11 protein-coding genes and 1 pseudogene are annotated in these 17296 nt (G+C 68.4%); 10 read left to right on the top strand and 2 right to left on the bottom strand.

Annotated features, from left to right (window positions below):
• Positions 1-18: 18 nt before the first annotated feature.
• Positions 19-2958, top strand: a complete 2940-nt coding sequence (locus ACQ260_RS02785; RefSeq protein ID WP_432557871.1) for an arabinosyltransferase domain-containing protein — start codon at positions 19-21, stop codon at positions 2956-2958.
• Positions 2959-3018: 60 nt separating this feature from the next.
• On the opposite strand, the pseudogene glgX reads toward ACQ260_RS02785, so the two are convergent.
• Positions 3019-5130, bottom strand: a pseudogene (gene glgX / locus ACQ260_RS02780) (glycogen debranching protein GlgX); the annotation flags it as partial.
• 243 nt (positions 5131-5373) lie between these two features.
• On the opposite strand from glgX, the gene ACQ260_RS02775 reads away from it, so the two are divergent.
• From ACQ260_RS02775 to ligA, 9 genes are all read left to right on the top strand, one after another.
• Positions 5374-6156 (top strand): electron transfer flavoprotein subunit beta/FixA family protein, encoded by a 783-nt coding sequence (locus ACQ260_RS02775; protein WP_432557870.1) that lies wholly within the window; start codon positions 5374-5376, stop codon positions 6154-6156.
• A gap of 20 nt (positions 6157-6176) precedes the next feature.
• On the top strand, positions 6177-7118 hold the full coding sequence (locus ACQ260_RS02770) for an electron transfer flavoprotein subunit alpha/FixB family protein (RefSeq protein WP_432557869.1): 942 nt from the start codon (positions 6177-6179) through the stop codon (positions 7116-7118).
• Between the two features lie 45 nt (positions 7119-7163).
• Positions 7164-8309 (top strand): cysteine desulfurase family protein, encoded by a 1146-nt coding sequence (locus ACQ260_RS02765; protein ID WP_432557868.1) that lies wholly within the window; start codon positions 7164-7166, stop codon positions 8307-8309.
• A 55-nt stretch (positions 8310-8364) separates the two neighbouring features.
• Positions 8365-9459: a tRNA 2-thiouridine(34) synthase MnmA gene (gene mnmA, locus ACQ260_RS02760; protein ID WP_432557867.1), complete on the top strand. Its 1095-nt coding sequence runs from the start codon at positions 8365-8367 to the stop codon at positions 9457-9459.
• Positions 9456-10469 carry a uroporphyrinogen decarboxylase/cobalamine-independent methonine synthase family protein gene (locus ACQ260_RS02755; RefSeq protein ID WP_432557866.1) on the top strand — a complete coding sequence of 338 codons (1014 nt, stop codon included), beginning with the start codon at positions 9456-9458 and terminating at the stop codon, positions 10467-10469. The genes mnmA and ACQ260_RS02755 overlap by 4 nt, the downstream gene beginning before the upstream one ends.
• Before the next feature lie 246 nt (positions 10470-10715).
• Entirely contained in the window at positions 10716-11804 is a 1089-nt protein-coding gene (dctP, locus tag ACQ260_RS02750) for a TRAP transporter substrate-binding protein DctP (RefSeq protein WP_432557865.1), read from the top strand.
• Positions 11794-12405, top strand: coding sequence for a TRAP transporter small permease (locus ACQ260_RS02745; RefSeq protein ID WP_432557864.1), 612 nt, complete (start codon positions 11794-11796; stop codon positions 12403-12405). The genes dctP and ACQ260_RS02745 overlap by 11 nt, the downstream gene beginning before the upstream one ends.
• 3 nt (positions 12406-12408) lie before the next feature.
• A complete protein-coding gene (locus ACQ260_RS02740) occupies positions 12409-13716 on the top strand; it encodes a TRAP transporter large permease (RefSeq protein WP_432557863.1) in 1308 nt (435 codons plus the stop codon).
• Between the two features lie 117 nt (positions 13717-13833).
• Positions 13834-16011, top strand: coding sequence for an NAD-dependent DNA ligase LigA (gene ligA, locus ACQ260_RS02735; protein ID WP_432557862.1), 2178 nt, complete (start codon positions 13834-13836; stop codon positions 16009-16011).
• Between the two features lie 27 nt (positions 16012-16038).
• Here ligA and ACQ260_RS02730 read toward each other — a convergent pair whose 3' ends face one another.
• A complete protein-coding gene (locus tag ACQ260_RS02730; RefSeq protein WP_432557861.1) occupies positions 16039-17229 on the bottom strand; it encodes a flavin reductase family protein in 1191 nt (396 codons plus the stop codon).
• Positions 17230-17296: the final 67 nt, after the last annotated feature.

The raw sequence follows: 17296 nt of genomic DNA, 5'->3' as shown, positions 1-17296 counted from the left end.
CGACCTAGGATCGGCGTCGTGACCGACCCAGCCTCGCACGCGCCGCGCTCCGTGGTGGAGCGGCCGGAGACGGCGCTGCGCCGCGTCGTGGCACGTGCCCGGCGGTCGCGGCCACAACCGGAGCGCTGGCCTGCGGTGCTGGTCCTCGCGTTGTTGGCGGGGCTCGGGATGGTGGTGTTCCCGACGCTGCCCGTGGTGCAGCACACGGCTGCCTATCACTGGGACGGCGAGGGTGCGGCAGCACTTCCGCTCAGCCCTTATCGACCGGAACGGCTCATCCTCACGGTGGACTGCGCGACCGCCGGCAGCAATCCCGGCCAGTTGCTCGACACGGTCCGCGCGGTGGACGAGGGCATGCAGGCCGCCCGCGGCCGGATCACCCTCGCGGACGGGGTGCTGTCCCTCACCCTGCGCGGTGAAACCCTGCGCACACCGGTGCCCGGGGATTGCGGTGAACTGGTGGTGGACGTCGACGACCGGGCCGTGGTCGTCACCGCCGACGGAAGCGAGATCTTTCGTCACGACGGCGACCTGCGGCCGGCACTCGATTCGCTGACCGCGGGACCGCAGGCGAGGGGGGTCCGGGCCACCGTTGTCGCCGACACGCAGTGGGATTCGTCCCCCTCCTCGGTGAAGGTGGTCGTGGGCACGGTCAGTGCTGCGCTGCTGGCGGTCGCGTTGGCGCTGGCGGCCCTCGGGGACCGCCCACGCCGGCGGTGGCGTCCTGTCCGCCCGCGCTACGGAGTGGACGACGTCGTGGTGTTGGGCGCGATCGTCGTGGGTGTGGTGGTCGGCGGTGCCACCGACGATGACGGCTTCATCGCGCAGATCATCCGGACACCGGACATGAGCGGTTATGTCGGCAATTACGTTCGTTGGAACAACGCGCCGGAGGCACCGTTCGGCTGGTTCTACGAGATCTATGCCCGCTGGGGTGCGCTGTCGATGGAACCATTCTGGCTCCGGCTCCTGCCGGCCCTCCTCGCGGTCGCGGCCTGGCTCCTCGTGCGCCACGGGTTGGTGCCTCGGTTGCTGCCGGACCCGGCTGCGGGATCGACCCGGGCGCCCCGGGTAGCCCTCGCCGCCGGCTTCACCCTGCTGTGGTTGGTGTTCGCGAACTCCCTGCGCCCGGAGATCTTCTTCGCCCTCGGCAGCGGCATCGTGCTGCTGTGCGTCCTCGATGCGCTGCACCGCCGCGCGATCGCGCCGCTGTTGATCGGTGCGCTCGTCGCCGGCCTCACCGTCGGCGCGGGGCCCACCGGTCTGCTGGCAGTGGCTCCCTTCGTCATTGCCGCGCCCAAGCTGTGGCGCTGGTTGCGTCCGACACCACTCCGCGCCGCAGCCGTCGCCATCGCGTGGCTCGCGGCCCTGGGGGCGGTCGTGCTGCTCATGTTTGCCGACCAGAGTCTGGCCAGCGTCCTGTCGTCGAACAGGGCGCGGACGGAGTTCGGACCGATCTATCCCTTCTGGGAGGACTATCAGCGCTATTGGAAGCTCTGGTGGTCGTTCGCCGCGCGCCAGTTCAGTGTCTATCTCAGCGTGGTCGCCCTGGTTTTCATGCTGTGGCGACTGCGGCGTCGCGACCGGTCGGGCCTGCCCGGCGTGAACCGGCAGGTCGCGATCCAGGTGGTCGGGGGTGCGGTCGCCCTGTTCGTGGTCATGCTGCTCGGTCCGACCAAGTTGCCGCACCATTTCGGGGCCCTGCTCCTCCTGGGGCCGCTGGCCATGGCGGTGGGGGCGCACGTGCTCGCGCGCGGCGCCACAGCGCGGGCGCACGGTGCTGCCGCCGGCCTCCTCCTCGGCGGTTCGCTCGCGGTCGTCGGACTGGCGATGCACCACAACAACACGTGGTGGAAGCTGTCCACCCTCGGCCTCCTGCTGGACAAGAACCCGTTGGCGCTCGGGCCGGTTCCACTGTGGCCGTTCGTCGTCCTGGCGGGCCTGCTGCTCGCCGCCTGGCTGGTCCGACGCGGTCGGGCAGGCGGTCTGCGTGGGCGTTCGGGGCGCGTGGCGATGGCGTACGCCTTGGGGCTGGCCCTGTTGAGTGGTTCGCAGTACGCCAACTTCGCCCAGGCCGCGCTGACGCGCGGGCAGGACCGCTACACCCTCATGTCCGCGGCTGTTTCGGTGCTCACGGGAGAGTCCTGCAAGTTGGAGCGGTCCCTGCACTATGAGCCCGACCCCGGGCGTGGCGCGCTCCCGACGACGGGAGATCACTTCACCGAGCCCGCCACCTCCGGCCTGCTCGCCTGGGCCGCGGACCCGGTCGCGGCGGACCGGCTGGAAACGGGCTGGTTCGATCTGCCTGCCGGCGTCCGGGACGGCCGCTGGCCGCTGGTGATCGCGGTCGGCGGCATCGATGGGGAGCACCGGGTGACCGTCGAATACGACACCGGCACACAGCGCGCGCTCACCCCGACCCGCAAGACCCTGGCCATGTCGGATCTCAGCGACATCCGGCTCCACCCCAGCGCGGACGTCGAGCGCTTCCGCATCATCGCCGAATCGGACGGCCCGGCCCGCCCCGATCCGAAAACGGGCGAGGAGACGGCGTTCGTGGTCGCGCAGCCTCGCGTACCCATCACGCGACCCCTGCTCGAGCTCACCCGTCGTGAGACGGTCGCGATCGCCTGGAACCTCGCGTTCTTCGCCCCGTGCCTCGACACCCCGAACCAGGGCAACGGGCGGGTCGAGATCGCCGACTATGTGCTGTCGGACTCCGAACAGCCGGGCAACATGTCCTACCACTCCCGCTCGGGCGGGCCGTTCGCGGGAGTGCTGGGGCTGACGAAGCCGAGTCGCGTGCCGCTGTATGCGGAGTCCGACTACACCGAGGCCGAGATGTCAGCCCTCGACCTGATCCGCCTCGTCCCCGGCGAGGCCGTCGGACACCGCCTCGACATCGAGCTCGGCGCCCGCCTCCGCGGGGGTCTCGAGCGCGTCCCCGCCGTCCCCTGAATCGGGGTCCGCACCTGCGTCGTCAGCGGTCGCACTGCCCTGGGCCGCGGCGGACTCCTCGGGCTCTGAGGGAGCCAGGACGGTGGCCTGCAACAAGGCGACGCTGCGACCGGGGAGATGCAGGATCGAGCCGGCCGGCAGGACATGCTCGGCGTCCGGGAACTCGCCGTTGAAACCGCTGTGGACCATCACGCGATAGTCGACGGCCCACGGTTCCCCGGGCAGGGTGACGTCGACGCCCTCGGCGCTGGCGTGCAGATACGTGAGGAAGGCTTCGTCGCTGTCGCTGCAGTACATCGCCAGCGTCCGGCGGCCCGGATCGTGCCAGTTGCCCGGATCCATCTCGTTGCCCGCCTCGTTGAACCAGGTCAGTTCCACCCGACCGAGACCATTGCCGTCGGCGTCGCGGACCTCGTCGTGATAGCGATAGCGCTCCGGCCGCAACACGGGGTGGTCCGTGCGGAGCCGCAGGATCTCGCGGGTCATCGAATAGAGATCCTGCCACTCCTCCTTGGTGTCCCAGGACACCCAGGAAATCGGTGAATCCTGGCAGTAGGCGTTGTTGTTCCCGTCCTGGGTGCGGCCCATCTCGTCGCCGGCGGTGATCATGGGCACGCCGGTCGCCAGGCACATCGTCGCCATGATGTTCTTCGCCTGGCGGTGGCGCAGCGCGTTGACCGTGGGGTCGTCCGTTTCGCCCTCGTGGCCGCAGTTCCAGGACCGGTTGTCGTCCGAGCCGTCCCGATTGTCCTCGCCGTTGGCCTCGTTGTGTTTGTGGTTGTAGCTCACCAGGTCACGGAGGGTGAACCCGTCGTGCGCCGTCACCATGTTGATGGAGGCGGCGGGGGAGCGGCCCGGGGTGTCGAACAGGTCGCCCGATCCGGAGAGGCGGCTCGCGAGCTCCTGCACCCCGGACACCTGGCCGCGCCAGAAGTCACGGGTGAAGTCGCGGAACCGGTCGTTCCACTCGCTCCAGCCCGGCCCCCAGTTGCCGACCTGATAGCCATACGGCCCCACGTCCCACGGCTCCGCGATCATCTTGATGTCGTCGAAGGCCTGATCGGCCGCGATGCGTCGCTTGAACGGATGCTCCTGGTCGACGTGGTGGTGACCGTCGCGGATCAGTTCGGAGGCGAGGTCGAAGCGGAAGCCGTCGACGCCCATCTCGGTCACCCAGTAGCGCATCGAGTCGATGATCATGTCGAGCACGCCGGTCACCGACGTGTCGACGGAGTTGCCACACCCGGTGACGTCGTAGTCGTTGCGGCGGTCCTCGGTGAGTCGGTAGTAGCCGCCGTGGTCGATGCCCCGGAACGACAGGGTCGGGCCCTCGTGGCCGCCCTCGCCAGTGTGGTTGTAGACGACGTCGAGGATGACCTCGATGCCGGCCTCGTGGAATGCCGAGACCATCTGCTTCCACTCGTTGACCTGCTGGCCGAGGGTGCCGACGGAGCAGTACGCAGCGTGGGGTGCGAAGAAGCCCATGCTGTTGTAGCCCCAATAGTTGGTGAGCCCGCGGCCCACGATGAAGGGTTCGGAGACGAAGTGGTGGCAGGGCAGCAGTTCGACCGCCGTCACGCCGAGGTCGAGCAGGTGCTCGATGACCGCGGGATAGGCCATGCCGGCGTACGTCCCCCGGATGTGCTCCGGCACCGCCGGATGATTCTGGGTGAAGCCCTTGACATGGACCTCGTAGATGACCGAGTCACTCAGGGGCTTGCGGTGGGCGATCGGCACGGGGGGCGGGCTGTCGGCGACGACCACAGCGAGCGGAACCGCCCGCGAGGAGTCCGTGGGGTCGAGCTCGTAGTCATCGTGCGCGGGGTGGTCGAGAATCGGCCCGTTGTAGTCGACGCCGGCGGTGATCGCCTTGGCGTACGGGTCGAGCAGGAGGCGCGCCGGATTGAACCGGGCGCCGTCGCTCGGGTTCCAGTCGCCGTGCACGCGGAAGCCGTAGCGCTGCTCCTGCCGCACGTGCGGGACGAAAACCGCCCAGACCCCGTCGTCGTAGCGCATGGTCATGTCGTAGTTGACCTGGCTCCGGTCCTCGGCGACCAGCGCGAGCTCGACACGCTTCGCCCGCGGTGCCCAGAGCGCGAAATGGCAGCCGTCCTCGGTCAGCCGGGCGCCCAACTGGCTCGAGTCGTGCGGGGCGGGCAGGATCCGGGCCATTGTTCCTCCGAGATAGACGGCAGCAGCCGGGCGATTGTACCCGGCTGGGGGTGAACTGCCCCCGTGAGCCCGACAGGCGGGGTCGGGAGGTCCGAGGACGCAGCGAGGCGGCCGCGGTGCGGGGTCGGTCGACAAATAGGTTCCCGCACAATCGGAAGCGGCTGGGCATTGTCCAGTACTGACCAGTAACTTATAGTTGTCCATGCGCCGCCGGCGCCGAACGTCCTTTCAGAGTGGAGAGAGATGAAGATCGTCACCTTGGTCAAGCACGTGCCGGATGCGACCGGCGACCGCGAGTTCGCCGACGACGGGACGGTTGATCGCGAATCAGCCGACGGACTGCTGTCCGAACTGGACGAATATGCGGTGGAGCAAGCGTTGCGCGTCGCGGAGACCGGGGACGACGTCGAGATCATCGCCCTGACGATGGGTCCCGACGACGCCGCAGACGCCATCAAGAAGGCCCTGCAGATGGGTGCCCACGCGGGCGTGCATATCAACGACGACGACATCCACGGCTCGGACGCTCTCGCGAGCAGCAAGATCTTGGCCGCCGCCATCACGAAGATCGCCCCTGACCTGGTCGTGTGCGGCATGTCGTCGACCGACGGCAGCATGGGCGTGATTCCCGCGATGCTCGCAGAACGTCTGGGCTGGCCGGCGGCCACGTTCGGTGTCGACCTGAAGGTCGAGAACAACGTGGCATCCATCCGGCGTGACGGCGATGCCGCCTCCCAGCGGATCGAGGCCTCGCTGCCGGCGATCGTCTCGGTCACCGACCAGTCGGGCGAGGCCCGCTATCCCTCGATGAAGGGAATCATGGCGGCCAAGAAGAAGAAGGTCGAGGAGTGGGACCTCGATGACCTGGGCATCGAGGCGGACGAGGTCGGCCTCGCGGCCGCCGCGACCAAGGTCACGCAGACCACCCCGCGCCCGCCCAAGGAGGCGGGCCGCATCGTCACCGATTCCGACGGGTCCGGAGCGGCGGAGTTCGTCGACTTCCTGTCCGCCGGCAAATACCTCTGAGAAGCACGGGAGAACAGCGCATGTCGAATGTCGTAGTCGTCGCCGAGGTCGCCGAGGGCCGCGTGGCGAAGCCCACGCTGGAGTTGCTCACGATCGCTCGCCGTCTCGGCGATCCTGTCGCGGTTGTGTTCGGTGCGGCTGGTGACGTCGCGAGCACGCTCGGGGAGTTCGGAGCCGGATCGGTGGTCGAGATCACCGACCCGGCCCTGGCCGAGTTCCTGGTGGCCCCCAAGGCAGAGGCTCTGGCCCAGGTGGTGGAGGCCAAGGCACCTGCCGCCGTCCTGTTGACGTCGACTCTGGACAACAAGGAGATTGCCGGCCGGCTGGCCGTGAAGCTCGATGCCGGGTTGATCACCGATGCGGTCGATGTCACCGCCGAGGGCACGGTCCAATCGGTCTTCGCCGGCAACTGGACGGTCGCAGCAGAGGTCACGCGGGGGATCCCGGTCGTGACGGTGAAGGCGAACAGCTGCGTTCCGGAGCCCGCGCCGGCGGCCGGGACGGTGGAAACGCTCGCGGTCGAGATTCCCGACGCCGCCAAGGGCGCGCGCATCGCTGCCTCCGAGGAGAAGGCCGCCTCCGGCCGGCCCGAGTTGACCGAGGCCGCGATCGTGGTCTCCGGCGGTCGCGGCACCGGCGGTGATTTCTCCGCGGTCGAAGCGCTGGCGGACGAATTGCGCGCGGCAGTCGGTGCCTCCCGCGCGGCGGTGGACGCGGGGTGGTATCCGCACAGTTACCAGGTCGGCCAGACCGGCAAGACCGTCTCTCCACAGCTCTATGTCGCCGCCGGCATCTCCGGTGCCATCCAGCACCGGGCCGGCATGCAGACGTCCAAGGCGGTCGTGGCCGTCAACAAGGACGAGGAAGCCCCGATCTTCGAGATGGTCGACCTCGGCATCGTCGGCGACCTTCACAAGGTGCTCCCGGCCGTCACCGAAGGTGTGCGCAAGCAGAAAGGCTGATTCCTGCGTGGCCCGGCGGGGGCCTCGAAGCATAGGCTTTCGCCAATGCGGTCTTATCTGGATCACGCCGCCTCATCACCGATGGTGCCCGAGGCTGCTGCTGCGCTCACCGCGCGGCTGGGGCTCGCGGGCAACGCCTCGTCGCTGCATGCGGCGGGGCGTGCTGCGCGTGCGGTGCTGGAGGACGCCCGGGAACAGATCGCGGACGACCTCCGCGCCCACCCGACGGAGGTTGTGTTCACCTCCGGCGGCACCGAGGCGGACAACCTCGCGATCCAAGGGGCGTGGCGGGCCCGACCGCGCGGCACGATCGCACGCCGTGACCGGCTCGTTCGGTCCGCGGTCGAGCATCCGGCGGTGGCCGAGACGATGGCCGCGCTGGGCCGCGAGGGCGCCGATGTCGCGATCGTGCCGGTCGACCACGAGGGCCTCCTTGATATCGCCGCGTTGGCGAGCGCGCTGGAGACGCCGACCCAACTCACTTCGGTCATGTGGGTGAACAACGAGACCGGCACGATCCAGCCGATCGACGAAGTGGTCGCCTGCGCACGCGCCGCAGGGACGTGGGTGCACAGCGACGCGGTGCAGGCGGTCGGGCACGTGCCCGTCCAGTTCGCGGAGTCGGAGTTGGACCTTCTGTCCCTGTCCGCCCACAAGATCGGCGGTCCGATCGGGATCGGCGCCCTGCTGGTGCGCCGGGAGTTGCCATTGCGCGCGTACGCCTTCGGTGGTGGCCAGGAACGCGACCTGCGTTCGGGGACCGCGGCCCCGGCGCTCGCCGCCGCGTTCGCGGCCGCAGTCCATCGGGCGGTGCGCGATCTCGACGACGAATCCGCGCGTCTCGAACGGCTTGTCGAGCGGATGCGCTATGCGGTGCGGCTCTTCGGGGGCGTGGTCAACGGGCGCCCGGGTTCGCCGGCAATCCTCAATGTTTCGTTCCCCGGTGCCCGGGCCGACGATCTGTTGCTGCTGTTGGACGCCGAGGGTTTCGACTGTTCCACGGGATCCGCGTGCACGGCCGGCGTACACCAGCCGAGTCCTGTGCTGCTCGCCATGGGTCGGGACGAGAACCAGGCGCGCGAATCGTTGCGGCTGTCGTTCGGGTGGAACACGACCGCGGTTGATCTCACCAGGCTGGTCGCGGCGCTTCCGCACGTCGTCGAACGGGCCCGGCTCGCCGGCGGTCGTTAGACTGGGCGCCGGTTGCCGGGGCGGGGTGAGTTCCGGGCGGAGAGGATTGGCGAACGTGCGGGTGCTGGCCGCTATGTCGGGCGGGGTGGATTCGGCGGTCGCTGCCGCGCGCATGGTCGACGCCGGACACGACGTCACGGGCATCCATCTCGCGCTGTCCAAGAACCCGCAGTCGTTCCGCTCGGGTGCCCGCGGCTGCTGTTCGCTCGAGGACAGCCACGACGCGCGGCGCGCTGCCGACAAACTCGGGATCCCGTTCTATGTCTGGGACTTCTCCGACGAATTCCGGGACGACGTGATCGAGGATTTCGTGAGTGAGTACGCGGCGGGGCGCACCCCGAATCCCTGCCTGCGCTGCAACGAGAAGATCAAGTTCGCCGCTGTGCTGCGCCGGGGACTGGCGCTGGGGTTCGATGCGGTGGCCACCGGCCACTATGCGCGGCTCGCACAGGGTCCGGACGGCCCCGAACTGCGACGGGCGGTCGATCCGGCGAAGGACCAGTCGTACGTGCTGGGCATGCTGGGTGCCGAACAGTTGCGGCACTGCGCGTTCCCGCTCGGGGATTCGCTCAAGCCGGATGTTCGGGCCGAGGCCGAGCGACGGGGCCTCCGCGTCGCCAAGAAGCCCGATTCTCACGACATCTGCTTCATTCCGACCGGCGACACGGCCGGGTTTCTCGAGCGACGGCTGGGAGCGCAGCCGGGGGAGATCCTCGACGAGGACGGCGTACGCCTCGGCGAGCACCAGGGCACGCACCGCTTCACGGTCGGCCAGCGGAAGGGCTTGCGGGTGGGGACACCGGCGGCGGACGGCCGGCCGCGCTATGTGCTGTCGATCTCCCCGGTCGACCGCCGCGTCGTCGTCGGTCCGAAGGAGTCCCTGAACATCACCACCATCGAGGCGATCCGCCCGACGTGGACGCGGCAGCCGCTGACTGCCGCGTGGCGCGGCCTTGTTCAGGTCCGCGCGCACGGGGAACCCATGCCCGCCACGGTCGAGCCGGCGGACAGGCTGACGATTCGACTCGACGAACCTGCGACCGGCATCGCCCCGGGGCAAGGCGTCGTCCTCTATCGCGATGACCTTGTCGTCGGGTCGGCGACGATCGATGCAACCCGGACGGCCCGAGCCGGGGACGTCGCACGATGAAGGTCGGCGTCACCGGGATCGGTTCCTGGCCGGGGGAGGACTTCGCCGCCGCCCAGCGGCTGCTGTTCGGGGAACTTGGCGACGCCCCGGATGTCCCGCACATGGCGGAACTGCCGAGTCGGGGCATCGGCTCGGACATGATCGGGCGGGCCGCGGCACTCATCGACGAGTTTGGACTCGACCTCCAGCCCGCGGGGTGGCGGGTGACCGATGCGGCCGGCATCGATCACCGGCGCGCGAAAGCCCGTTGGCGCGAGGACCTGGATCTGCTCGAGGAGACGGCGCAGGGGTACGCGGGTGCCTTCAAGCTCGCCGTCACCGGACCGTGGACGCTGGCCGCGATGATCGAGCGGCCGCGCGGGGACCGAATGCTGGCCGACCACGGCGCCAGGCGCGACCTCGCGGGCGCCCTCGCGGAGGGCATCGCCGCCACCCTTGCCGAACTGCAGCGCCGGCTGCCGGATCTGTCGTTGACCCTCCAACTCGACGAGCCGCTCCTGCCACGCGTCGGCGCCGGACGCATCCGGACCGCGAGCGGGTTCTCCCGCTTCCGCAGCGTCGAATTGCCCGAGCTGAGCGGCACCCTGACCTCGGTCGTGGAGACCGCGCGGTCGGCGTACGAGGGGACACTGACCACGGCCCTCCACTGCTGCGCGGCCGGACTCGACCCCGAGCTCGTCCTGCGGGCGGGGTTCGACGCCGTCTCGCTGCCTGGCGAATTCCTCGATACCGACACGCTCGACCGGCTCGGCCCCGGGATCGAGGCCGGGCACGCTCTCTGGTTGGGCATCGCGCCCACCCACGTGCTCGACCAGCCGCTGCGCCCCGACCGTCTGGCGGAGCGGGCGCTGGCCATTCTCCGGCCGCTCGAGCTGGGGTCGGCCTGGGCGGGTCGGCTCGTCCTCACCCCCGCCTGCGGCCTCGCCGGCTGGACCCAACGGCCCGCGGTCGCCGTCCTGCGCAACCTCCGCGAGGCCGCCGCGATCGTGGGCGACGAACTCGCGCGCTGAGCCTTGGCTCAGGTCATCCCGGGGCAGGCCTTGGCTCCGGAATGGGGGTAAAGGTTTCCCCTAGCGCGGTGTTGAGGTTCTCCAATATCCCCTCGTGCGTGCGCTATCTAGGGTTTTCCTTGCATAGATCCTTCCGGTCTCGGGCCGGGTCGGGGCCAGCCGCTGGATGGCGCAGGACAACATCGTCCCCCCGGACCGTCGACTGAAGGGCTGCACATGAATCAGCTGGCCAACAAGGGAGTGGCGATGAAGAGAAGGACTTTGTTCGCGGCGGCGGCGGCGACCATGAGCCTGGCGCTCGGTCTCAGCGCGTGCGGTGGCAACGGTGCAGCGGGCGGCGGCGGCGGCGAGGACGGGGACAACACCCCGGTCACCCTCACCTTCGTCACCGGTTTCCCGGAGAAGCTCGAGAACAATGACGGCTTCTGGATGTTCCGGGACAAGCTGGCGGAGAAGGCCCCCTGGGTCACGATCGAATATCGCGGTGGACCCGAGGTCATCGCCCCGACCCAGCTGATCGAAAGCGTGTCCTCCGGTGCGATCGACGGTGCTCATCTGCCCGGTGACTACTACACAGGCCAGTTGCCGGCGATGGAGATCCAGCGGTTCACGCCGTTCAGCCCCCAGCAGGAGCGCGAGAACGGTCTCGTCGAGCTGTGGCAGGAGGTCCATGAGCCGATCGGTGTTCACCTGGTCGGCCGCACGCACTCGGGCATCCCGCAGGTCATCATGCTGAAGGACAGGATCGACACGCCGGACCTGACCGGCAAGTCCGTCCGGGTCTCCTCCACCACCTCGAACATGGTCCGGGCTCTTGGCGGAACCCCGGTGGAGATGCCCGGCAGCGAGGTCTATACCGCGCTGGAACGCGGCGTGGTGCAGGGGACGACGTGGACCTCTGTCGGTGTGACCGGTCTCGGGCTGGAAAAGCAGGCCAAGTACTACATGGTCCCGCGCTTCTATGACTCCGTGGCCAACACCGTGATCAATCAGGACACGTGGGACGGCCTCGAGCCGGCTACTCAGGAAGCGATCACCGAGGCGATGGCGGAAGCCGAGCCCGCGATCTTCGAGCACTATCAGGCGCTCCAAGCCGACGAGACCCAGAAATGGCTCGATGCGGGTGTGGAGCGACTCGAGTTCAACGACGAGGACACGCAGCGGATGCTGAAGATCGCCTACATCGACGCGTGGGACACCCTCGACTGGAACCGCATCACCAGTGACTCGCCCGCGGCTCTGCAGATTCGCGAGCGTTTCGAGGCCGAATATGGCGGTGACCTGAAGGAGGTCGTCCCGGGCGGCATCGACATCAAGGGCACCAGTGAACAGTGATCCCGATCGGACGGGTGAAGGGGCGGACTCGATTGCCGAGTCCGCCCCGCCCAGCCCGGCACATGATCTGCACGCAGCCATCGACGCAGAACACGGCGAGGGATTGCCCCCGACCTGGCTGCCGATGCGGATCCTGGAGTGGCTGGGTGCGCTGGTCATCGTGGCGCTCACCCTGGGTATCTCGTATTCGGTGGCGGTCCGCGCCGCCGGACAGGGCCTGACCGGCGCGATCGAGCTGGCAGGTCTGGCGATGATCTTCGTGGTCATCCTCGGCGCGCCCGGCCTGGCGCTGCGCGACGAACACGTGCGCCTCGAACTGGCCGACTTCATCCTCGGCAAGAAGGCGCTCAAGGCTCTCCACTATTTCGGTTTGGTCTTTCAGTTGGTCGTGGTCGTGCTGCTTTGTTTCGCCATGTGGCAGGTGCTGGAGGCGGACCTGCGGCGCGGCACCACGGTCGCCGGTGACCTGCGGCTGCCGCGCTATTGGGTTTCGGGCTCGGTGTTGGCCGGCTTTGTGGTCCTGGGACTTGCGCTGATCCGAAGCTTCATCGACTCCATCCGGCACAAGAACCACGCCCCCACCCTGGGAATGGAGGACTGACCCGTGGAGTGGTACATCTTCCTGGGCGGGTTCCTCGCCACGATGGTGGTTCTGCTCATGCTGCGGGTGCCGGTCGCGTTCGCGATGCTGGGCACCGGCATCGTCGGCTCCCTCATCAGCTACAACACCGTCAACGCTGCCTCGCGCCAGGTGGGCCTCAGCGTGCTCGCCAGCGTCGACAGCTTCGTGTTCACCGCCATCCCGTTGTTCATCTTCATGGGCGAGTTGCTCTTCCAGACGAAGATTGCTCAACAGGCTCTCGGCGAGATCGCAAGAGTGCTCGGCCGGCTTCCGGGCCGGCTGGCGATGGTGGCTGTCGGCGGCGGTGCGATGTTCGGCCTGCTCTCCGGCTCGACCCTTGCCAACACCGCGCTGTTCGGCCGGACGCTGCTGCCGCAGATGCGGGCCCGCGGTTATGACGAGCGGCTCTCCACCGGCTCCATCCTGGCCGCCGGCGGACTGGCCATGATCCTGCCCCCGAGCGCCTTTGCCATTCTCTGGGGTGGCATCGCCGAGGTGCCGATCGGACCACTGCTGATCGCCGGCATCATCCCCGGCATCCTCATGGCGATCGGCTATGCGATCATCGTCGTCTTCTGGAGCATGCGGACCAAGGCGGACACGACCAAGGAACCCAGCAGGACCTGGGCCGAGATCATCCGCGATGGTTTCAAGAACGCACTTGCCCCCGGCCTGCTGATCGCCGTCGTGCTCGGTCTGATCTTCTTCGGCATCGCGACCCCGACGGAGTCCGCAGCGGTCGGTGCGCTCGCGGCGCTCGTCCTGGGCGTGGTCATGCGTCGTCTCTCGGTCAAGAGCCTTCTGGCGGCCGCGGTGGGCACCGTGCAGACCACGGCGATGATCTTCATGATCGTGCTCGGATCGACGCTCTACAGCCAGTTGATGAGCTTCAACGGTGCCACCCAGGGTCTCGTCCGCGCCGTGACCGGCAGCATCACCAGCAGCGCGCTCATGCTGCTTGTCATCATGGTGGTCGTGCTCATCCTGGGTGCGTTCATCGACCAGGTGTCGATCATGATGGTCACCGCGCCGTTGTTCATGCCGATCGTCGCCGCGTTCAACTGGGACCCGGTGTGGTTCTCTATCCTGCTGATGATCAACCTGCAGATCGCCAACACGACACCACCGTTCGGCATGAGCCTGTTCGTGATGAAGGGTGTCTCGCCGTCGACGCCGCTCACCACCCTCTACAAGGCATCATTGCCGTGGATCGGCTCCGACTTGGTGGTCATGTTGCTGATCGCCATGATCCCGTCGATCGCGCTCATTCTGCCCAGTCTCATGGGTTAGCGTCGGAGATCCACCCGCGCCGAACACCGGCGCTCGCCTCGGCGAAGGTCCCGAACGGTCTGCACCCATGACCGGTCGGGACCTTTGCGCGTCCCCCGGTCCCGCTATGTTTTCCGCGTGACCGACGAACCGATCGAGGAACTGCCCGCTGCGCCCGCCACGCGTCCTCTCGCCGAGGCGCCCTCGGAAGCACGGGAACGGCACGCCGAACTGACCGAGCTGCTGGACGAGGCACGCTGGCGTTATCACGTGCTCGACGCACCGACGATGGCGGACGGCGAGTTCGACACGCTGATGCGGGAACTGGTCGAGTTGGAGGACAGGTTCCCGGGGTTGCGTACGCCGGACTCGCCCTCCCAGCAGGTCGGTGGCCCGCCCTCGACCACCTTTGCTCCGGTCGCCCACCTCACCCCGATGCAGAGTCTGGACAACGCGTTCTCGGAGGAGGAGCTTCGGCATTGGTTCGACCGGGTCACCCGTGACGCGGGGCCGGGATTGGCGCGGTCCGGGTTCCTGTGCGAGCTGAAGATCGACGGGCTCGCGGTGGACCTCGTCTATGAGCAGGGTCGGTTGGTCCGTGCTGCCACCCGCGGCGATGGCCGGGTCGGGGAGGACATCACCGCGAACATCCGGACGATCAGGACGGTTCCCGAGCGGATCACCGGGCACGACGGCGAGGTCCCCGATGTGCTCGAGGTGCGCGGCGAGGTCTTCCTCGGGATCGAACGCTTTCGCGAACTCAACGAGTCGCTGGTCGACCAGGGGAAGGCGCCTTTCGCGAACCCCCGCAACGCCGCTGCGGGTTCCCTGCGGCAGAAGGATCCGCGGGTCACGGCCACCAGGCCGCTGGCGTTCATCGCGCACGGTTTGGGTGCCGTGAGCGGGCTTGAGATCGACCGGCTGAGTGAGGCGTACGATCTGTTGCGCGGCTTCGGCGTGCCCACCACGCAGCATGCGAAGGTCGTCGCCGACCTGGCCGGGGTGTGGGAATTCGTGCAGTGGGTCGCCGCGCACCGCCACGACTATGTGCACGAGATCGACGGCGTCGTGGTGAAGGTGGACGAGCGGCGCCTGCAGGATCTCCTCGGCAGCACGAGCCGGGCGCCGCGGTGGGCGATCGCCTTCAAATATCCCCCGGAGGAGGTCACGACGAAACTCCTCGACATCAGGGTGAATGTCGGGCGGACCGGGCGGGTGACGCCTTATGCCGTGATGGATCCTGTGTCCGTAGCCGGGTCGACGGTGGCGATGGCGACTCTGCACAACCAGCACGAGGTCGAGCGCAAGGGGGTGCTCATCGGGGACACTGTGGTGCTGCGCAAGGCCGGTGATGTGATCCCAGAGATTCTGGGGCCGGTCGTGGACCTGCGGGACGGAACCGAGCGGGCGTTCGTGATGCCGACCGAGTGCCCGGACTGCGGGTCCCCGCTCGCGCCCGAGAAGGAGGGCGAGAAGGACACCCGCTGCCCCAACCAGCGGTCGTGTCCGGCCCAGCTGCGCGAACGGTTGTTCCATCTGGCATCACGGCAGGCCCTCGACATCGAGGTGCTGGGGGAGCGCGCCGGGGATGCGCTCCTGGCTGCGGGGCTCATCACCGACGAAGGCGACCTGTTCGATCTGACCCCCGACGGGCTGGCCCGGACCGAGTTCTTCACTCGTGCCGCCAAGAAGGCCGAGAAGGAGGCCGGGGCCGGTGACCGAGTGCTCAACGCGAACGGGCTGAAGTTGCTGGCGAACCTGGAGGAGGCCAAGACCCGGCCGTTCGCCAAGTTCCTGGTTGCCCTGAGCATCCGCCACATCGGCAAGGGCGTCGCCCCGGATGTGGCGGCAGCCTTCCCCAGCATCGACGCGCTCGGGTCGGCCACGCGCGAGGAACTCGCCGCGGTCGAAGGCATCGGCCCGACGATCGCGGAGTCCATCCGCGAATGGTTCGGCACCGACTGGCGCCGCGAGATCGTGGCCAAGTGGCAGGCCGCCGGCTGTGTGCTCGCCGACGAGCCTGTCGCAACTTCCGACGCACTGCCGCAGACGCTCACCGGACTGTCGATCGTGGTGACGGGGTCGCTCCCGGGCTTCACGCGGGATTCCGCAGCCGAGGCGATCACCGCGCGTGGCGGTCGATCAGCGTCCTCGGTCTCCAAGAAGACCGATTTTGTCGTCGTCGGCGATTCCGCCGGTTCGAAGGCCGACAAGGCCGTTGCGCTCAAGCGCCCGATCCTCGATGCCGAGGGGTTCGCCGTTCTGCTCGAACAGGGTCCGGAGAGTGCTGCGGCCCTCGCCCGCGTGGAGGAATGAGCCCGTCGGCGGGGTCGGTTGGTGGGATCAGTCGGTGACGGTCGCGAGTTGGGCTTCGATCGCCCGCGCCGCGGCCAGGCCGCGGTCGACCCACCGCTTTACCTCGGCACCCGATGCCCTGCGGGGCAACTGACCGAGCCGCAGGGTCAGCGTCGATTCGCCGTTGCGGTCGGTCAGAGGAATGACGATGGAACCGACGTCATAGGTCTCGTCCGCCTTCAGCTCGCGGGGTGCGTAGTCGACCGCAGTCCTGCTGATGCGGTCGCGGATCTCGCGTTCCTGCGCGGGCGTGAGCTTGCCGGCGGCGTACTGGTGGGCGGCCTCGCTCATGTTGGCGTACGCCCCTTCGCCCTCCTCAGGCAGGAACGACACCAGATAACCGTGCTCGCGGCAGTAGTCGAGTCGCGCCTCGAAGTTCTTGCGCTGTTCATCGGTCGCCGACTTGGCCTTGGCGAGCCAGTAGTCGCGATGCTCACTGCCGGCGGTCGCGATGTACGTGTCACCGATCGGGGGGATCATCGGCAGGCGCTCACCGAGCCCGTCGGCCGTGCGCTTGCCGGGACCGACGGCGGAGGCGACGGTGGCGAGCTCGTCGCGGTTGACTGCGGTGATGAGCCCGACCTCGCAGCCGATCTCAGTGGCGAGTTGGTCGATCTCATCGCGGGCGGAGACGGCCTCGGTGACCGCCGCGATGATCCCATCGTCGATGCGGGCCACCAGCGGCGGGATGACGAAGCTGCCATAGCCGCCCTGGAAGAAGATCAGCGGTGCGACCGGATTGTGCACGGCCATGTCGACGATGCGGCACAACGCGATCGAGTGGTCGCCGGCCTCGATCGTCGATTCCAGCCGCACGTCCAACCAGGCCAGCGAGTCGGCCAGGATCGGGTCGCCCGAGGGCGAGGGGAACCAATCGACGCCGTCGAGCTTGTTCTCCCACCTGGAGGCGATCGTGCGACCGAGATCCTCCTGGTCGCCGGTCAGCACGTTGATGCACAGCGACTCGCACTCGGCCAGCCGGGCGAACGTCTTGGAGGTCCGCATCGGCAGGAACGCGACCAACGGCGGATCGAGCGACACCGAGGTGAACGTGCCGACGATCATCGCGAGGTGCTCGCCGTCGGCCGCGGTGCCGGTGACGATGGTGACACCGGTCGGATAATGGCCGAGGACTTCGCGGAACAACGCCTGGGTGATCGCGGTGGTGGATTCGGTCATCGTTGAGCTCTCCTTGAGCGGGTGGGCGAGTCAACCCTTTGGTTCACGATGAAACGTTAGGTAGCGA

The sequence above is a fragment of the Ammonicoccus luteus genome (assembly GCF_050880385.1).
Lineage (GTDB): Bacteria > Actinomycetota > Actinomycetes > Propionibacteriales > Propionibacteriaceae > Enemella.
The sequence above is the reverse complement of the archived record's forward strand: the minus strand, read 5'-3'. Positions and strand labels throughout refer to the sequence as shown.

Coding starts and splice junctions, on each gene's coding strand:
- ACQ260_RS02775 (WP_432557870.1), top strand. CDS start 5,374: ATGAAGATCGTCACCTTGGTCAAGCACGTGCCGGATGCGACCGGCGAC.
- ACQ260_RS02770 (WP_432557869.1), top strand. CDS start 6,177: ATGTCGAATGTCGTAGTCGTCGCCGAGGTCGCCGAGGGCCGCGTGGCG.
- ACQ260_RS02765 (WP_432557868.1), top strand. CDS start 7,164: ATGCGGTCTTATCTGGATCACGCCGCCTCATCACCGATGGTGCCCGAG.
- ACQ260_RS02755 (WP_432557866.1), top strand. CDS start 9,456: ATGAAGGTCGGCGTCACCGGGATCGGTTCCTGGCCGGGGGAGGACTTC.
- dctP (WP_432557865.1), top strand. CDS start 10,716: ATGAAGAGAAGGACTTTGTTCGCGGCGGCGGCGGCGACCATGAGCCTG.
- ACQ260_RS02730 (WP_432557861.1), bottom strand. CDS start 17,229: ATGACCGAATCCACCACCGCGATCACCCAGGCGTTGTTCCGCGAAGTC.